This window comes from Staphylococcus sp. Ze2 (genome assembly GCF_048568365.1).
GTDB classification, from domain to species: Bacteria; Bacillota; Bacilli; order Staphylococcales; family Staphylococcaceae; genus Staphylococcus; species Staphylococcus xylosus.
This window is the reverse complement of record NZ_CP183486.1, coordinates 1757148-1774443: the sequence shown is the minus strand read 5'-3', so window position 1 is coordinate 1774443 and position 17296 is coordinate 1757148. Positions and strand designations below refer to the sequence as shown.

Here is a 17296-nt window from a genome sequence, read left to right as displayed (position 1 = left end):
TGTGAACGCAATGTTTATCGGTTATTCTCATCTTTTTTTAATTTTTTAAGGATGCTCGAAAATTGTTTGATATCTCCTTTATTTTGGCGATAACTTTCTAAAGATTGCTCGAAAAATTGTTTGTAGTTACTTCTAATTAACCGATCATCAAAAGATACAATAATTCCTTTATCATTTTCATTACGTATCAATCTACCCAGTCCTTGTCTGAAACGTGTGACAGCGTCCGGTAAAACATATTCTTTAAAAGTTGATGTAAACTCTGATTCCATAAGCCAATATTTAGTATTGTTTTGATTCATAAATGGCAATTTAGCAATCATGACACATTTAATTCCGTTTGATTCAAAATCAAAACCTTCGAAAAAAGTTCCCGTGCCCAGTAATATTGCTTTATTAAAACTATTAAATTGCTGAACTATTTTATAATTTTGATTTTGTTGTTGTGTCAATATGACATAATCCTCAAATTCAGGTAATTCATTTAATAATTCTTGTACCATGTGCATCATTTTATAACTTGTAAAAAGTATCAAACATTTAGATTCGATGATATTTACGTATTCAATCACATAATTGACGATTGAACTTACGTAATCATTAATATTTTTATAATTATAAGACGTTACATCATTTGGTATGAATACTGTAGTTTGATTTTGAGACATTACAGTAGAGTCTATTTCATAAGTATTAAAGTTTATATCTTTATTAAACCAATGTTTGAAATTATCAAACGTATGGTTAAAAGTTAATGTACCTGAAATGAAAGTGAGTGAATTAAATTTATCTAACACTTGTTTTGTTAGTATTTCTTTCACCCCATAATCTTTCACATTTAATTTAATCGTTGATTTTTGATTTAAGTTTTTGATTGAAAGGTAACTTGTATGGTTGTTTTTGAGACTTTGCTCAATTTCTTTAAAACGGTCATTAATATATAAAAATTGCTTGCGCACAGATTTAATTGATTTATGACTCATTCCATTGAAAAATTCCAATGTCATATTTAATTTATGAATAATAGCATGTAAATCATTTAATATTGGTGTGACATCAAAGTGATAAACGAAATGTAGTTTATGAACTTCGTCATCCTGAATTTCTGAAGCTTGAATGATATCATACATTGTTGAGAATAGTTTTTCATTCAAGTCGTGAATTTCATTGACTGTAGTTTTTAAACCAAATACATCTATTGGTGGTATATCTAATTTCTCTAATATTCTTTGTTGTTCTAAATTATCAATAGATCTAAGAAGTTTTTCATTTTCTGTCTTACCTATTAAGCCTAGTTGGTACTTAATATCTGAATAACTGAGTTCGTTTGTAACTTGATTTAGAGCGTAATCTGGTAATCTGTGTGCTTCATCTATAATGCAGTCATCAAATAATTGATAAATTGAATTATCATGTGCAGCATGTATTAAATGTGCATGATTTGTAATACCTATTTGTATATTTTGTGCATTGCGCTTAATGAAATTGAAATAATTAATGTCATTGCGGACAGGTACATATGTTTCTAATTTTTGTTCGAAATACATCTTCTGTCCGCCTTTTAAATCTAATTCTTGTATATCACCTGTAGCTGTTTCTGTTATCCATATAAGCAACTGCATTTTTAAAATACTAACTTCATAGTTGCTAGAATCTTCTTTTAATATTTGACTAATCAAGCCTAATGAAATATAGTCTCGCTTACTTTTAATTAAAGTTGCGTTAATTTTGAAATCTAGCGCTCGTTTTAACGCTGGAATATCTTTTTCTAACAACTGATTTTGTAATAATTTGGTATTCGTAGAAATCATTACATGTTTGCCAGTTTCTATATTATACATGAGAGAAGCTAGCAAATAGGCAAATGATTTTCCGCTTCCTAAAGGAGCCTCAATCATTGCTTTTTCACTGTTCATGAGTTGTTCTAAAATAATTTCAGACAGATATAACTGTTGTGGTCGATATGTTAAACCTAACTCTTTAGTTATGTGTGTGTATAGCTCTTTTAATGTCCCACTAAAATTAACAGTCGGTGCTTTAAAGTCGATTTGCTTTTTATATATAATTTGTTCGAATTGCTCATATTGTTTGTCTAGAGATTGAACGCTATGATTTCGTACCATTTCGAATAAAATATCATGTAAATCATATTTTAAATTTTTGCTGAGATAGTAAAGTTGTTTAAGTGTATCTAACGGGAGTGATTCGAATTTGTCAAAGGCCATCACCATTAATTTTGCTGTTGTTGCAGCATCTTCATCTGCCCTATGTGCATTTGTTAGAACAATGCCGTGAGACTCTGCTAATTCACTTAATTGATAGCTTTTGTCTGTTGGAAAGGCAACTTTAAATAGTTCCAAGGTATCCATAACTTTTTTGGGGCGGTATTTAATATTGCAATTTTTAAACGATTTTTTTATAAAATTCAAATCAAAAGCGACATTATGTGCAACAAATATACAATCTTCTATTTGCTTGTATATATCTTCTGCAACCTCATGGAAATATGGCGCTTGATTTAACATGTCTTCTTCTATTGACGTTAAAGCTTGAATAAAAGGAGGAATTTCTAAATCTGTTTTTATCATTGAATGATAAGTGCCAATAATTTTATTTTCCCGCACAAATGTAATACCTATTTGAATAATTTCATCATAATCTAATTGATTACCTGTTGTTTCTAAGTCGACAACAGCATAACACGTTTTTGTCATATCGATTCCTCCTTTCATCATTATTTTGTTTATATTTCGATATCTGCACTCATTAATTGATGTCGTTGGTTATGTTCATCATTAACAATTAAATAGCCGTTTTTGTCAATATCTATTGCTTCACCTTGGAACTGATTATCGTTTTCAGTGAATTTTAATTGCTTATCCCAAATGTTGGATACTTCTATATATTCTTGACGAATTGTGGCAAACGGCTCTTTTAAAAATTGTGTGTAACGATATTCTATTTGTTGTATAAGTAATTTTAAAAATTCGTAGCGATTTACTTTTTCATTTCCTTGTATACGCATACTCGTCGCTTTTTGTGACAATTCACCCTCAAAATCTGTCTGTGTTTGGTTCATATTGATACCAATACCACAAATAACCGCTTCTATACCATCACTGTTGGCTACCATTTCTGTTAAAAAACCACAAACTTTTTTATTATTAATATAAATATCATTCGGCCATTTAACAGAAACTGGAGCTTCACTAAAAGCTTGTATAGCATCACGAATTCCCAAAGCCATAAATAAATTAAACTTTGTAATCATATCAAACGGAACATTTGGACGTAATACAATTGACATCCATAAACCTTTTCCTCGTGTGGATAACCATGGCCTATTAAAACGGCCTTTGCCTTTGGTCTGCTCGTCACTAAGTATTAAAAATGTATCAGTATTTCCTACTAATTTTTGTTTTGCTAATAACTGTGTGGAATCTACATTTTCAAATACTTCAACATGCTTAAATAGCTGCTGTGTTTTTATACTAGGTATAACAATTCCACTATACCATTTATCTGGTAGTTGTATTAACCGATGACCTTTATGATTTATTGATTCGATTTGACAACCTTCTAATTTTAGTTGATCTATAACTTTTTTTACAGCAGTTCTGGAAATTGATAACTGTTCAGCGATAAATTGACCTGAAATATATTCAGGTTGATATTGATACAACATGTGTATCACATCTTTACTATATTTAGACATGTGTTTTCACCCACTTTATTAGTTCAGGTTTATAATTGTTCACTTCACCTGTTATAATGGCACACTCAATTTCTCGTAATGTTGATTTGAGCCACGGTCCACTGGGTTTATCAACTAATGCTAAAATATCTTTGCCGTTGATATCCATTTCTTTTCTCGAGTGTATTGGCAGTACTTGCGCCATTCCTACAATTGCTCTGCTATTTATGATAAATGGAGAGTTTGTTGCTATCTGATTTTCTCTAAAAGTATCAGCATAACTCAATACTTCTAATATATCTTCTTTACCATAATCATAAACAAATAATTTAAGTTGTACTTTTGTTTGTACTTTAGGCATATTTTCTATTATTTGAACGACTTTATCAATATATTTCTTCTCTTGGTTGCTCATTTTCAAATCTGAAATATTTGAAGTCATGTCAGGTTGTTGAACTTTTAATAATGCAATAAATACTGTAATTGGCATTGGTTGTTCAATGGTAACTTTCGATAAATCAAAATGTTTAAAAAATGGCATGTAAGAAAATGCTTGGAATTGCCTTAGGTTGTTAAAACTTTGTTTAATAGCATTGCCAAGCATTAACTTCTTAAGTTCAACAACGATTCGTTCAATTGATAAATGACAAATATCTGAAATATGTTGTTCCATTGCGTTATAAGTATCAATATCTAATTCAAAACCTAATTGAGATTGAAAACGTAGTCCTCTAATGATACGAAGTGCATCTTCATTAAAGCGCTCTGACGGATCACCCACGGTTCTGATTATTTTATTAGCAATGTCTTGTTGTCCATGAAAGTAATCATGTATTTGATACTGCATATCCATAGCAATCGCATTCATCGTGAAATCTCTGCGCTTCACATCTTCAAATAAATTCCTTACAAAATAGACCTCGTTGGGTCGGCGGTGATCGATGTATTCACCTTCAGCACGAAAAGTTGTCACTTCGTATTGTTCACCCTGGTAAACAACATTAATCGTGCCATGTTCCCTACCTATGGGAATAGTTTTTTCAAATACCGACTCGATTTCATCTGGAGTAGCACTTGTTGTGATGTCAATGTCGTGAATTGACTTATTCATGATATAGTCTCTAACAGACCCACCTACAAAGTATGCTTGGAAATTGTGTGATTGTAGACTTTCTAAAATGGGTTTAGCTTTTTCAAATAAAGTATTAGTCATTGTTACCCTCTAACATTTTTTTGTAGTAATATTCATATTGATCTGCAATTAAATCAGATGAGAAACGAGCTGATACATCTTTCAACATATTTCTTTGAATGCATTTATAAATTTTTGCATCTGTTAATAATTTAATTGCGTATTCACTCGCTAGTTTACTATCTCCAACATCCACTATAAAGCCAGTTTCATCATGTTTAATGACTTCTTTTATACCTCCTGCTGTAGAACCAATAGGAACCACGCCAGATTTCATAGCTTCTAGTAAAGTCAGCCCGAAACTTTCCTTTTCGCTTAAAAGTAATACCAAATCTGATATTTGATAGAACTCACTTACCCAATTTTGTTTTCCTAAAAATAAAACTGCGTCTTCAATATCTAGATCACGTGCTTTCTGCTTCATATCCATTAATTCTGGACCATCACCTAATAAGATTAACTTTGAAGGTATCGCTTGATGAACTTTTGCAAAAGTATCTATAATTGTATCAATTCTTTTAACTGCTCTAAAGTTAGATACATGTATTAATACCTTTTCACCTGGCTTTATACCATAACAAGCTTTCAAACGTTCACCCTCCTCTGTTGCTTGATCTGGTTTAACAGGAAACTCTTTCTCTCTAACGAAATTATATATTGGAACAATGCGTTTATCTGTTTCAATGATATCGTATGTTTGCTCTGCAAGTGATTGACTTACACTTGTAACGATATCACTACCTTCTATGCCGAATTTAATAGCATTTTTTAATGAATGATCATAGCCTAAAACGGTGATATCTGTACCGTGAAGTGTAGTCATAATTTTTATATCTTTATTAGACATATGTTTTGCTAAAATACCACATACTGCGTGAGGAACTGCATAGTGCATATGTAATAAATCTAAATCATATTCATTAATCACTTCTGCTATCTTAGTACTTAGTGTAATATCATACGGTGGGTATTGAAAAACTGCATATTGATTCACTTCTACTTGGTGAAATGTAATATTTGGTAATGGTTTACGTATTCTAAAAGGAATATTGGAAGTGATGAAATGAATATCATGTCCACGTTCAGCAAGTTTTATGCCTAATTCTGTAGCTATAATGCCTGAACCACCCATAGATGGATAACAAGTGATGCCTATTTTCATAAGGCGGAACATCCTTTCTTAATTGTTTATATTATTTACGTTCAAATCTATTTTTATCTCGAGTATTAAATTTTTCCATTGTTTCATCAAAGCTTTCAGTTAAATCTATATCTAAAGAATTCGCAATACACATTAATACGAATAGATTGTCACCTAGTTCTGCTTTAATTGTATTTTCAGTTTCTGACGATTTTTTCTTTTTTTCACCATAATAATGGTTAATTTCTCTCGACAATTCACCTACTTCTTCAGTTAGACGCGCAAGGTTTGCCAAAGGAGAAAAGTATCCAGTTTTGAATTGACCAATATAGTCATCAACTTCTGTTTGCATATCTTTCATAGATTTCATTTTAAACGCCTCACATTCCTTTAGGTTTCTTATATAGTATAGACTAATTTTATGTTTCATGCATTATTCCTGCAACACTTAAGGCTTATGACATACACATTTAAATAAATTAATTAGCTAGTATAATTTGTGGGATTTCAAAAGTGTTTCTTGATATTTTATATGGTGTCAAAGATGTTATGACATACTGAACTTGAGTTAAACAAAGTAACCTATCAAATTTAGCATAAAAAAGGAGGCTAAAACATTTTTATAATGTCCTAGCCTCAAATATTAGATTCTATTACTTTATTCATATTATTATTCACTAGATCTAGCGATAAGGATAAATCTTGCAAGTTCCGCTAAAGCTACTGCAGTTGATGCAACATAAGTCATTGCTGCAGCTGTCAGCACTTTTTTGGCATGACGATATTCCTTTTCATTAACAATGTTTAAGCTTTGAATTTGTTTCATAGCTCTACTACTTGCATTGAATTCAACCGGCAGTGTAACAATAGAGAAAAGAACAGCAAATGACATGAATGCAATTCCTATCCAAAGTGCAGTTGAACCTAACGTGCTTTGTAAACTTGTTAAAATAATACCTGCAAAAACGGCTAAATAACCAATTGAGCTACCAAGATTTGCCAGTGGTACTAACGATGTTCTAAATCTTAGGAAGAAATAACCTTGCGCATGTTGGATTGCATGGCCAACTTCATGAGCAGCAATAGCTGTACCAGCAACAGAAGGTCTACTAAAGTTGGCTGGCGATAGTACAAGTATCTTTTTTCTTGGGTCGTAGTGGTCAGTTAAGAAACCTTTTCCTTCTACCACATCAACATCATAGATACCATTTGCATGCAAAATTTCTAAAGCAACTTCTTGACCAGTCTTTCCACTTGTTGATCTAACTTGTGAATATTTTTCGTAATTAGATTTAACTTTATGCTGTGCCCATAGAGGCAGCACCATTAAAATAACAAAGTATATAATCATATAGATAAAAGACAAAAACCTCACTCCTTTATAAACATTTTACTGTGAACATCAATGACGGTCAAATATTTTATCTTTTTTAAATCGAGTTAAATATAAATAAAGTATTAATGGAATTACGCTTAACCAAAACGCGAGGTAAGCAACAGCTTCTAAATGACTTGCAATAAAATCATAATAAGGATATTGCATAAATACATAATCTATAATGTCATTATGAAACACCCATATCATAGCAATAATAAAACTCATCATTGAAATTTTAAATCTCGGATAAAATATAAATGCTTCGATAGCCATAATACCATGTGAGAGTATGAGCATACATCCTGTGATTGTAACTGTGTCATATTGAATAAACATGATTATATTCATTATAACTGCCCAAACTCCGTATTTAATAAGTGAGACGAAAGCAAGAGCTTCAAACACTGGGATGTTCTTACCTAATATGAAAGTAACAAGTACGAAACATAAAAATAGTGACGCGGTCGGACTATCTGGTACAAATATTTTAAATTGAGTTTCAGTAATACTTAATTGCTCACCGTACCAAATATAACCATAAATTGTGCCTAACAAGTTACACAAAAGTAAAAAGTATAGTATGCCTTTGTGATACAACATTAATTCCCAAAGTGATTTTATATTCATACTGTCAATCCTTCGTTGTTATATTTACATTTCTTAACTTAAAAGTATTAAGGATTTGTGATAATTGATAAAACAAATCGCTATCATGTAATTGTAAGCTTAAATCAATATTATCCTGTAAATGTGTGATAATAGAAGATTCACTTTGTTTTGAAAGCGGAATTTGATAGATGTCTTGAATATATAAAGCATAATATGGTGAATGTAATAATTGTTTAATGAGTAAGTCATCTAATCTCGCTTCCCTATCTTGTTTAACATTAAAATTCAGTTTAATATCAAAGGATAATTGATTGAGAGCGATATGCTCGAAAATCTCATTACTATTAATCAATTCTTGGTTTTTATAATTAAATTTAATACCATATTGCTCAGTGTGTATCATAGAAATTTCAAGCGTATTATGTGCATCGATACGTTCATCTACAAAATGTATATTTTGTAGTAATTCTGGAGAAGATTTAAGCAAGTTCAATACCCATACACTAATCCTAGACTTGAATTCATATTGAAAGAGTAAATACTCTATGAAAGTTGCTTTTGATTGCTGTAGGGTATCAAACATTTAACTCACCTTCCTATACTAGAAAGACGCCAGTCTTTCTGCTTCATCATGCCATGTTTCATTAGATGGTTCTAATTCAACTAATTGGTCTAATAGCTTTTTAGCTAACTCAATTTGACCGATTTCTATTACATAAAAATAATAGTCGCTTAAAAATGCAGATTGTGTTTGTAACGTGTCGTATGCTAATTCAAAGAAATGCTGTGCTTCTTTATCACGTTCTTCTTGCCCTAATGCATATGCAAGATGCCACATAAATACTGGATCTAAGTCTTCTTCATCTACATATTTCAATAATCCAATAAGTGACTCATAATCTTCTTCTTGTCTATATAAATCACTTAATATCAATAATGGTTCCTGGTACGCGTTATCAACTTCGAGTGCTTGAATTAGTAATTGAACACCTTCATTAGCGTCGCCATGTTCTATTTGGATGCTACCAGTTGATACCATTAATTCTTTATAGAATTGTGTTAATCTTAATCCTTCTTTACCAATTTCAATCGCGTCGGCGTGATTATGCTCGTTTTCATATAACTGTTGTAGATAGAAATATGCTTGCAGAAAATCAGGATCTTTAGATAATAATGTTTGAACTAATTTAATAGCTTCTTGTGAGAGATCATTTTTTTCGTAAGCGATAGCTTTTTTGAAATAATCTTCTGAATCCATTTCATCTTCGCTAATTTCATCAAACATTTTAATTGCGTCACTATAGTTACCACTTTGCAAGCTGCAATCGGCTAAACGAGAAAATAGATTTACACCATTCACTTCATATTCACCCGTTTCAAGCACGGTTTCATATTCTGAAGTTGCACGTAAATATTGTCCGTCAAAGTATAATATCTCAGCAAGTGCGTAATGTATGATTGGATCATTTGGCTCAATATCAATCGCTTCATCAAGCTTACTAATTGCAACTTCAAGCATATTTAATTGTTGATATAAGTCTGCTTCAAGCATTAAGCGTTCTGTTGATATTTCAACTTCACTTAAATATTCTAAAGCTTCATCTGTATGATTTTCAGCCATTAATCCTTCGATAAAGTATATTAGTAATTCACTTTCATCAGGATATTTATGGTAAAGGGTACGGAATACTTCTAGACCTTGTGGCATCAATCCATAATTATATAATGTTTCACCTAGAATAAATAAAGCATCGTCCTTTGGGGAACTTAATGCATCATTAACACGTGTATCTAGGTTCTCTAATTTTTGTAAGTTGATATCATCTATTAATTTATAGATATCTTCCATGCTTTTATCCCTCTTTTTCTAATTGTTTTAACTTTGGTAAGAATCCTGGGAAAGAAACATTAACTGCATCAAATTGATTAATTGTAATTGTCTCATCGGTTAAAAGTGATGCAACTGCTAACATCATACCTATTCGATGGTCTGTAAAGCTATCTACAGTTGCAGATTGTTCTAAAGCAGATGGATGAATAATCATGCCATCATTAGTAGGTTGTAACATAAAACCAAGTAAATTCAACATATTAGCGGTTGTATCAATTCTATTAGTTTCTTTTACTTTTAATTCTTCAGCTTCTTTAACTACACTCGTACCATTAGCTTGTGTACAAAGCAAAGCAATGATAGGAATTTCATCGATTGCTCTAGGTACTAAGTCACCATCGATATGAATAGGCTTCATGTCTGGAGAGTATTGAACTCGTATGGATGCAGTTGGTTCTGGTCCATCAGTTTGATTAAATAAGGTAATATTCCCTTCCATTTGTGTCACGATATCAATAATACCTGAACGAGTTGGGTTAATGCCAACATTGTGTATTGTAATATCACTTCCAGGTGTTATCAAGCCAGCAACAATAAAATATGCTGCTGAAGATATATCACCTGGAACATGAAAATCTGCAGGTTTGATATGGTCAATGCCACGTGCAGGCATACTTATCAATTTGTCTTTTGTAGAAACAGGGATTTGATATTGTTGGAACATCGTTTCTGTATGATTTCTAGAAGTATCAAATTCTTTAATTGTTGTTGGCTCTTCAGCGAATAAACTTGCAAATAGTATTGCACTTTTAACTTGTGCGCTAGCAACTTCCATTTCGTATGCAATACCTTTGATTTTAGCTGGTTTGATAATTAAAGGCGTATAGTTGTTATCGATGCCTGTAATATTGGCTTGCATTAATTTTAAAGGCTTCATAATTCTGTCCATTGGTCGTTTGCCTATTGATTCATCACCAGATAGCACAGTTTCTATGCCGAGACCGCTTAATAAACCAGCAACCAAACGTGTGGTTGTACCAGAATTACCTGTATATAAAACTTGATGAGGTGTTTTAAAATGCTTAAATCCTGGTGAATCAATATCTATTTTATCTTCGGATACTTTAATATCAGCACCTAATAACTTAAATATTTCAACAGTACGTAAACAATCTTCACCAAGTAGTGGTTTATATATTGTTGATTTTCCTGAGGCTAAAGAACCGAGCATAATCGCTCTATGAGTCATGGATTTATCCCCAGGTACTTCGATTTCACCGACTAACGGTCCGTTAATGTCTATCGTCTTACTGTTTGCCAAATCAGTCACCTACTTATTAAAATATGTTTTAAATGTTGCAAAAGCTTTAGAAAGAGTCGTGTAATCAACGTGTTTCACAATTGGATCTCCAATATCATTGAGTAGTACCATTTGCACACCTTGTTCATCATTTTTCTTGTCATTTAGCATTAATTGATATAAAGAATCAAATTCTAAATCGTTAACGATATCTAATGGATAGTTTAAATCACTTAAATAATTCACATAATGTGCAATATTAAATGATTTGTTTAGTGCTAAATTCGCAACTATAAATTGAAAAACAATACCTATCATAACAGCATGACCATGTGGAATTTTAAATTTATATTCAACGGCATGGCCAAATGTATGTCCCAAGTTAAGAAATTTGCGGACGTTTGATTCTTTTTCATCTTCTACAATGATGTTCAATTTTGTTTGAACGCCTTTGTATAAATAATATTCGATTTCATCAAGTGATTTAAGTGCTTGTTCATCCGAGTACTGCGCCTCAATATGATTTACCGATTCAATATCATTTAATAAAGCGTGTTTATATACTTCTGCATAACCACTTAAAATTTCTGAATAGGGTAATGTACTTAAAAAATTCAAATCATAAATGACTGCTTTAGGTCTATAAAAAGCACCAATAAGATTTTTGCCATGTTTAGAATTGATTCCAACCTTACCACCCACACTCGAATCATGAGCTAGGATGGTAGTTGGTACTTGAATAAAATCGACACCTCTTAATAAAGTTGCGGCAAGGAACCCAGTAAAGTCACCAGTAGCGCCACCTCCAATAGCTATTAAACAAGTGTTTCTAGTTAGTTGTTTACTCAACAACGATTCAATCGTTTCTTCATAAAACGATAGCGTCTTCGTTGTTTCACCAGAAGGTATGATAAGTTTATGTGCTTCATGTTCACTGGCGATGAAGTCAGTGATATGACTCCATTCATTTTCAACTTTTTGATCAATAACAAGGACAACATCTTGATAATTTTTAATATATTCATGTAATTGATCGAGGGCATGATGTTCAATGATAATTGGATAGTTATTAGATTTATAAGTGGTTTCTAATTTCATATAATCACCTAATTATTTCATAAATTTTAATTTATTGATTAGTATTCAATATTTAATAAGCGACGTTCCTTGATTTGTGATTGTAATTGTTCAATGTGATTACATTGGAACTCTTCGAGTAATGCTTTTGCTAATTCAAAAGCGACTACGTTTTCAACAACGACACTTGCAGCAGGTACAGCACAGCTGTCAGAACGCTCAATAGACGCTTTGAATGATTCTTTAGTATTAATATCTACTGAGTTTAAAGGTTTGTAAAGCGTAGGAATAGGTTTCATTACACCGTTGACTACGATAGGCATACCATTAGACATACCACCTTCAAAACCACCTAAGTGATTTGAACCTCTATAATAACCATTTGTTGTATCATATAATATTTCGTCTTGTATTTCGCTACCTGGCTTCTCTGCGGCTTTGAAACCTTCGCCAAAACTTACACCTTTGAAAGCGTTGATACTTACTACGCCTTGAGCAATTCTACCATCAAGTTTGCGATCGTAATGTACATAACTACCTATCCCAACAGGTACACCTTCTATAATAGTTTGAACTACCCCGCCAATTGTGTCGCCAGCTTTTTTAGCTGCATCAATTTTGTCGCGCATAGCTTGTGCAATTTTATCATTAACAACGCGCACATCATTTTTATCAATATTAGATTTAATTGTATCGATATCATATTCTATGTCATCTTTAATGCCACCGATTTCTACTACTCTGCTATAAAAATTAATATCTAGTTGTTTGAGTAATATTTTAGAAACTGCACCAACAGCAACTCGAGCAGCTGTTTCTCTTGCTGAAGAACGTTCTAAGACATTTCTTAAATCTCTGTGATTATATTTCATACCACCGATTAAATCTGCGTGTCCAGGACGAGGTTTAGTAATTACACGTTTCATATTGTCTTGGTCTTCTTCACTGATTGGATCTGCACCCATAATTTTTTTCCAATGTGTAAAGTCATCATTAGTTACTATAAGCGTAATAGGGCTTCCTAAAGTATAGCCATTTCTTACACCAGATACGATTTCAACAGCATCTTTTTCAATTTGCATACGTCTTCCACGGCCGTAACCGCCTTGTCTCTTAAACATTTCTTCATTGATGTCAGCAACATTGATTTCTAAATTTGCTGGAACACCTTCAATAATTACAGTTAACTGTGGTCCGTGTGACTCACCAGAAGTTAAATATCTCATACTTTACCCACTCCGTTCTTTAGTACTTTAAATTGTTATATGTTCTATATCTTATCATATTCAATTGTTCAAATTAACAGAAAAATTTACAAATGAAGAATCTTCTTAAATTTTTACGGTTAGAATGTTATTTTTTAGTGTAACATTTAAACATTTTTATTAATATTGAATTTTGCTTTTTTTAGTTTTGATACCATAATTTTAATTAATTCGACATGTTAAAATACAAAAAACGATGATGTTTACCCTATATCGGTATACATCATCGTCTATCTATAGTTTAAGACAATCTAATCTTGAATTTTGTTTTATTAGTAATTTAATTATTCATATAACCATGTTTCACGTGACGCAGTATAATCACTTAATTCGTCTGATTTAAACCAAAGATTAATTTCTTTGTTAGCTGATTCTACTGAGTCTGAACCATGAATGATGTTTCTGCCTACAGTTAAACCTAAGTCTCCACGAATTGTACCTGGAGTTGCTTCTGACGGGTTTGTTTTGCCGATGATGTGACGAGCAACATTCACAGCATCTTCCCCTTCGACAACCATTGCAAATACTGGTGCTGATGTAATGAAGCTAATTAAATGTTTATAAAAAGGTTTATCTGTATGTTCTGCATAATGTTCCTCAGCAAGTGCTTGTGGTACAGTCATAAACTTACCACCTACAAGTTTTAGCCCTTTTCTTTCTATACGAGAAATAATTTCTCCTACTAGATTTCTTTGCACTGCATCTGGTTTAATCATTAAAAATGTTCTTTCCATTGTGTGTTTATCCCCCTGTTTGTTATGTATCAATGCACTTTGGTTTTTGAACAATATATTTTTATATATGTATCAAAATAAAAGTATGTTTTGAAGCACATTAATATATTAACAGGTAATTAAAGCGCTTTCAATGCTTTTCACACAAGTTACACATTTCTTTTTCCAACTTTTTTAATTAGTTTCTTAAATAATGGTTTTGAATCTTTATTTTCCAATTGATCAATTAAGTTAAGTGCCTTATCCAAATACTTGTCGCTGATTGCCTGGGACTGTTGTATGACATCAGAATTCTTCACATGGTTAATACAATAGTCAAACGTTTCTTGACTACTATTCGCATTTAATTGCTGTATAATTACTTTGAATTCCTCGTTATTTCTCATCTCAAGCAGTACTGGAAGTGTAAGGTGGCCGTTCATTAAATCACTACCAACTGGTTTACCCAATTTTTTTTCAGTGCTCGTGAAATCTAAGATATCATCGACAATTTGAAAACTCATACCAATATAGTGCCCTATCAATTTTAAATTGCGAATTGTTTTAGCATCTGCTCCCGAAGCAATCGCACCTACTTCTGTAGATAATTGAATAAGCAATGCTGTTTTACGATTAATTCTTCGCAAGTAGTTAATAATTGTTTGATTGCCATTGAATTGGTCCTGGAATTGATATAACTCGCCCATACAAACTTCTACAATTGCACTTGATATGACGTTATGTACACGAGTATCTTCGATGTTAGATATGTGCTCAAGTCCGCGAGCTAATAAGAAGTTACCTGTAAGTATAGCTGTATTCTGATCCCATTTTTTAGCTATAGTTAAGCTACCTCTTCGTTTATCACTTTTATCTATAACATCATCATGTACCAGCGTTGCCATATGAATAAGTTCAAGTGCTACCGCAACACGATAGACTTCTTCGTTTCTTTCTTTGCCAAATTGGCTACTTAAGATTACAAAGGCTGGTCTAACACGTTTACCTCCCGATGCAAACAAGTGATATGACGCTGATTCAAGAATTTGGTCGTTACTTTTTATAGATTGTTCTAATTGCTTTTCAATTTTTTTTATTTCACTATTCATGTTTAACTTTGCCACGCTAATCACCTTTGGTTGATTCATTTTATTTATAGCCAAGGTGCATTGCTGCAACGCCACCTGTAAAGCTACGGACTTTTATGTTGCTGAAACCAGCTTGTGTAAACAAGCGTTTCAATTTTTCTTTATCTGGGAAATCGAATGTAGATTGTTGTAACCATTCGTATTCGTCTTTGGACTTAGCAAATATTTTACCAAATATAGGCATTACAAATTTAAAATAAAGTTTATAGCATTGTTTGAAAACTGGTGTCGTTGGTTGACTAGTTTCTAAACAAACCACCATGCCGCCAGGTTTTAAAACGCGGTTTAATTCTTTTAAAGTTGCTAAATAATCAGGAACGTTTCTTAAACCAAATCCAATAGTCACGTAATCAAACTCGTTGTCTTCAAATGGTAAATTCATCGCGTCGCCATGTACAAGTTTTAGATTATGCATGTCTGATGTCTTGCTCTTACCTACTTCAAGCATATTTTCGCTAAAATCAACGCCAATCACTTCGCCAGTTGGCCCTACTGCTTTGCTTAATGAGATAGTCCAATCAGCAGTACCACAACACACATCTAGTGCTTTGCTACCAGGTTTGACATTCATTTCTTTCATAACACGTTTTCTCCATGTCTTATGCTGTTCAAAGCTAATGATATTGTTGAGTCGATCATACTTACCAGAAATATTTTGAAAAACATTGTGTACTTGTTCTTTTTTTGCTTTATTATCTGCCATGTTAATTACCTCTTTTTGAATGTATTTCAGCTTTTAATTTATCTATAAAACCATCTAGTTTTTCTTTAGAAAATTCGCTTAAGTAAGAAGGATGATGTTCAGCTAAACTCGCTATCATTTTGTCATTGATAAAATTAATATTAACGTCGGGGACATATCTTTTAATCGTAATAAACGGAAAAGTATTTTCTACTTTTAAAATATAGTCACTGATGTCATTGTTATCAATTGCGGTATGATGAATAGTAGATTTCATTTCATTTACTTCAACAATTGCTGTGCTAATTTCTTTTTGATAAATTGGGTCATTGAGTTTTGCTAATAATGTATAAAAATGAGCGCTTAATAAGTCGCCAATTAAAATAGATTTCTTAGACGATAATGTAGTCGAAACTTCGTCTAGGTGACGCATCGCGGTATCTATTGTGAGGCAAGCTAATTTAGCTTCTTGAGGTATATCATAAGAATCAAGTATTTCTGCTAATGCTTGATTGATATAGATTGGTTCATAATGATTTACACTGCTGAGTCGCTGTGCAATTTGAGTTTCTAATATGCTGAATGTTGTTTCCATGTTCACACCTCACGTTATTATCCATATACATATTAACATTATATAGAGAAAAATAAAATCAACGTAAATCAAAGTAAAGGATATTTATGTAATATATATTTAAAATACTCATTTATTTGTGTAATAGAGTAATTGTTATATGTAAAGTTGTTCGATAAACTCATAAATTTTCAGTAGTTGTATTTCCACAATTATTTAAAATCGCTACTTCGAATGATATCACAATTATAAAGTTAAAAGATATATGATTTAAAGCTTTATAAAAAATTCTCTATAAAAAAAGAAAAAGCCCCTATAAAAGGGCTTTACTTTAAGTAAAGAATTATTTTACTGCGTCTTTTAAAGCTTTACCAGCTTTGAATGCTGGAACTTTGCTTGCAGGGATATCAATTTCTTTACCAGTTTGAGGGTTACGGCCTTTACGAGCAGCGCGTTCGCGTACTTCGAAGTTACCGAATCCAATTAATTGTACTTTTTCACCTTTAGAAAGTGATGATTGAATTGATTCGAATACTGCGTCTACAGCTAAGCCAGCTTCTTTTTTAGTTAAGTCAGCTTGTTCTGCAACAGCATTGATTAAATCTGTCTTGTTCATTATGAATTCACCTCCCCTAGGGTTAATAATGATAACTTAATATCATTATGCTATGACTTTAACACAACGATTACTG

The 17296-nt window shown here is 32.1% G+C and carries 17 protein-coding genes; all 17 read right to left on the bottom strand.

Annotated elements, in window-relative coordinates:
• Positions 1 to 14: 14 nt before the first annotated feature.
• The 17 genes from ACM591_RS08395 to ACM591_RS08315 all read right to left on the bottom strand — a co-directional run bounded on the left by ACM591_RS08395 (position 15) and on the right by ACM591_RS08315 (position 17220).
• Positions 15 to 2714, bottom strand: a complete 2700-nt coding sequence (locus ACM591_RS08395; protein ID WP_038678509.1) for a helicase C-terminal domain-containing protein — start codon at positions 2712 to 2714, stop codon at positions 15 to 17.
• Between the two features lie 29 nt (positions 2715 to 2743).
• Positions 2744 to 3715 (bottom strand): biotin--[acetyl-CoA-carboxylase] ligase, encoded by a 972-nt coding sequence (locus ACM591_RS08390; protein WP_038678511.1) that lies wholly within the window; start codon positions 3713 to 3715, stop codon positions 2744 to 2746.
• Positions 3708 to 4907 (bottom strand): CCA tRNA nucleotidyltransferase, encoded by a 1200-nt coding sequence (locus ACM591_RS08385; RefSeq protein WP_029377263.1) that lies wholly within the window; start codon positions 4905 to 4907, stop codon positions 3708 to 3710. Before ACM591_RS08385 ends, ACM591_RS08390 begins: the two co-directional genes overlap by 8 nt.
• Positions 4900 to 6048, bottom strand: coding sequence for an N-acetyl-alpha-D-glucosaminyl L-malate synthase BshA (gene bshA / locus ACM591_RS08380; protein ID WP_326025768.1), 1149 nt, complete (start codon positions 6046 to 6048; stop codon positions 4900 to 4902). The genes ACM591_RS08385 and bshA overlap by 8 nt, the downstream gene beginning before the upstream one ends.
• 31 nt (positions 6049 to 6079) lie before the next feature.
• Entirely contained in the window at positions 6080 to 6397 is a 318-nt protein-coding gene (locus ACM591_RS08375) for a nucleotide pyrophosphohydrolase (RefSeq protein ID WP_326025769.1), read from the bottom strand.
• A 300-nt stretch (positions 6398 to 6697) separates the two neighbouring features.
• Positions 6698 to 7393, bottom strand: a complete 696-nt coding sequence (locus tag ACM591_RS08370) for a zinc metallopeptidase (protein ID WP_029377261.1) — start codon at positions 7391 to 7393, stop codon at positions 6698 to 6700.
• Between the two features lie 36 nt (positions 7394 to 7429).
• Positions 7430 to 8032: a DUF1405 domain-containing protein gene (locus tag ACM591_RS08365; RefSeq protein WP_029377260.1), complete on the bottom strand. Its 603-nt coding sequence runs from the start codon at positions 8030 to 8032 to the stop codon at positions 7430 to 7432.
• 4 nt (positions 8033 to 8036) lie between these two features.
• Positions 8037 to 8597, bottom strand: coding sequence for a YpiB family protein (locus tag ACM591_RS08360; protein ID WP_326025771.1), 561 nt, complete (start codon positions 8595 to 8597; stop codon positions 8037 to 8039).
• Positions 8598 to 8615: 18 nt separating this feature from the next.
• On the bottom strand, positions 8616 to 9863 hold the full coding sequence (locus ACM591_RS08355) for a tetratricopeptide repeat protein (protein WP_029377258.1): 1248 nt from the start codon (positions 9861 to 9863) through the stop codon (positions 8616 to 8618).
• A gap of 4 nt (positions 9864 to 9867) precedes the next feature.
• Positions 9868 to 11166, bottom strand: a complete 1299-nt coding sequence (aroA, locus tag ACM591_RS08350; RefSeq protein ID WP_029377257.1) for a 3-phosphoshikimate 1-carboxyvinyltransferase — start codon at positions 11164 to 11166, stop codon at positions 9868 to 9870.
• A 9-nt stretch (positions 11167 to 11175) separates the two neighbouring features.
• Positions 11176 to 12243 (bottom strand): 3-dehydroquinate synthase, encoded by a 1068-nt coding sequence (gene aroB / locus ACM591_RS08345; RefSeq protein ID WP_029377256.1) that lies wholly within the window; start codon positions 12241 to 12243, stop codon positions 11176 to 11178.
• A gap of 38 nt (positions 12244 to 12281) precedes the next feature.
• On the bottom strand, positions 12282 to 13448 hold the full coding sequence (aroC, locus tag ACM591_RS08340; protein WP_029377255.1) for a chorismate synthase: 1167 nt from the start codon (positions 13446 to 13448) through the stop codon (positions 12282 to 12284).
• A gap of 323 nt (positions 13449 to 13771) precedes the next feature.
• Positions 13772 to 14221, bottom strand: a complete 450-nt coding sequence (gene ndk, locus ACM591_RS08335; RefSeq protein ID WP_029377254.1) for a nucleoside-diphosphate kinase — start codon at positions 14219 to 14221, stop codon at positions 13772 to 13774.
• Between the two features lie 149 nt (positions 14222 to 14370).
• The gene (locus tag ACM591_RS08330) at positions 14371 to 15324 is read right to left on the bottom strand and encodes a polyprenyl synthetase family protein (RefSeq protein WP_172606477.1); all 954 of its coding nucleotides are present in this window, start codon (positions 15322 to 15324) and stop codon (positions 14371 to 14373) included.
• 25 nt (positions 15325 to 15349) lie between these two features.
• Positions 15350 to 16051: a demethylmenaquinone methyltransferase gene (locus ACM591_RS08325; RefSeq protein WP_029377252.1), complete on the bottom strand. Its 702-nt coding sequence runs from the start codon at positions 16049 to 16051 to the stop codon at positions 15350 to 15352.
• Position 16052: 1 nt separating this feature from the next.
• Positions 16053 to 16625, bottom strand: coding sequence for a heptaprenyl pyrophosphate synthase subunit A (locus ACM591_RS08320; RefSeq protein ID WP_029377251.1), 573 nt, complete (start codon positions 16623 to 16625; stop codon positions 16053 to 16055).
• Between the two features lie 322 nt (positions 16626 to 16947).
• Positions 16948 to 17220, bottom strand: coding sequence for an HU family DNA-binding protein (locus tag ACM591_RS08315; protein WP_002483248.1), 273 nt, complete (start codon positions 17218 to 17220; stop codon positions 16948 to 16950).
• Between the last annotated feature and the right edge of the window lie 76 nt (positions 17221 to 17296).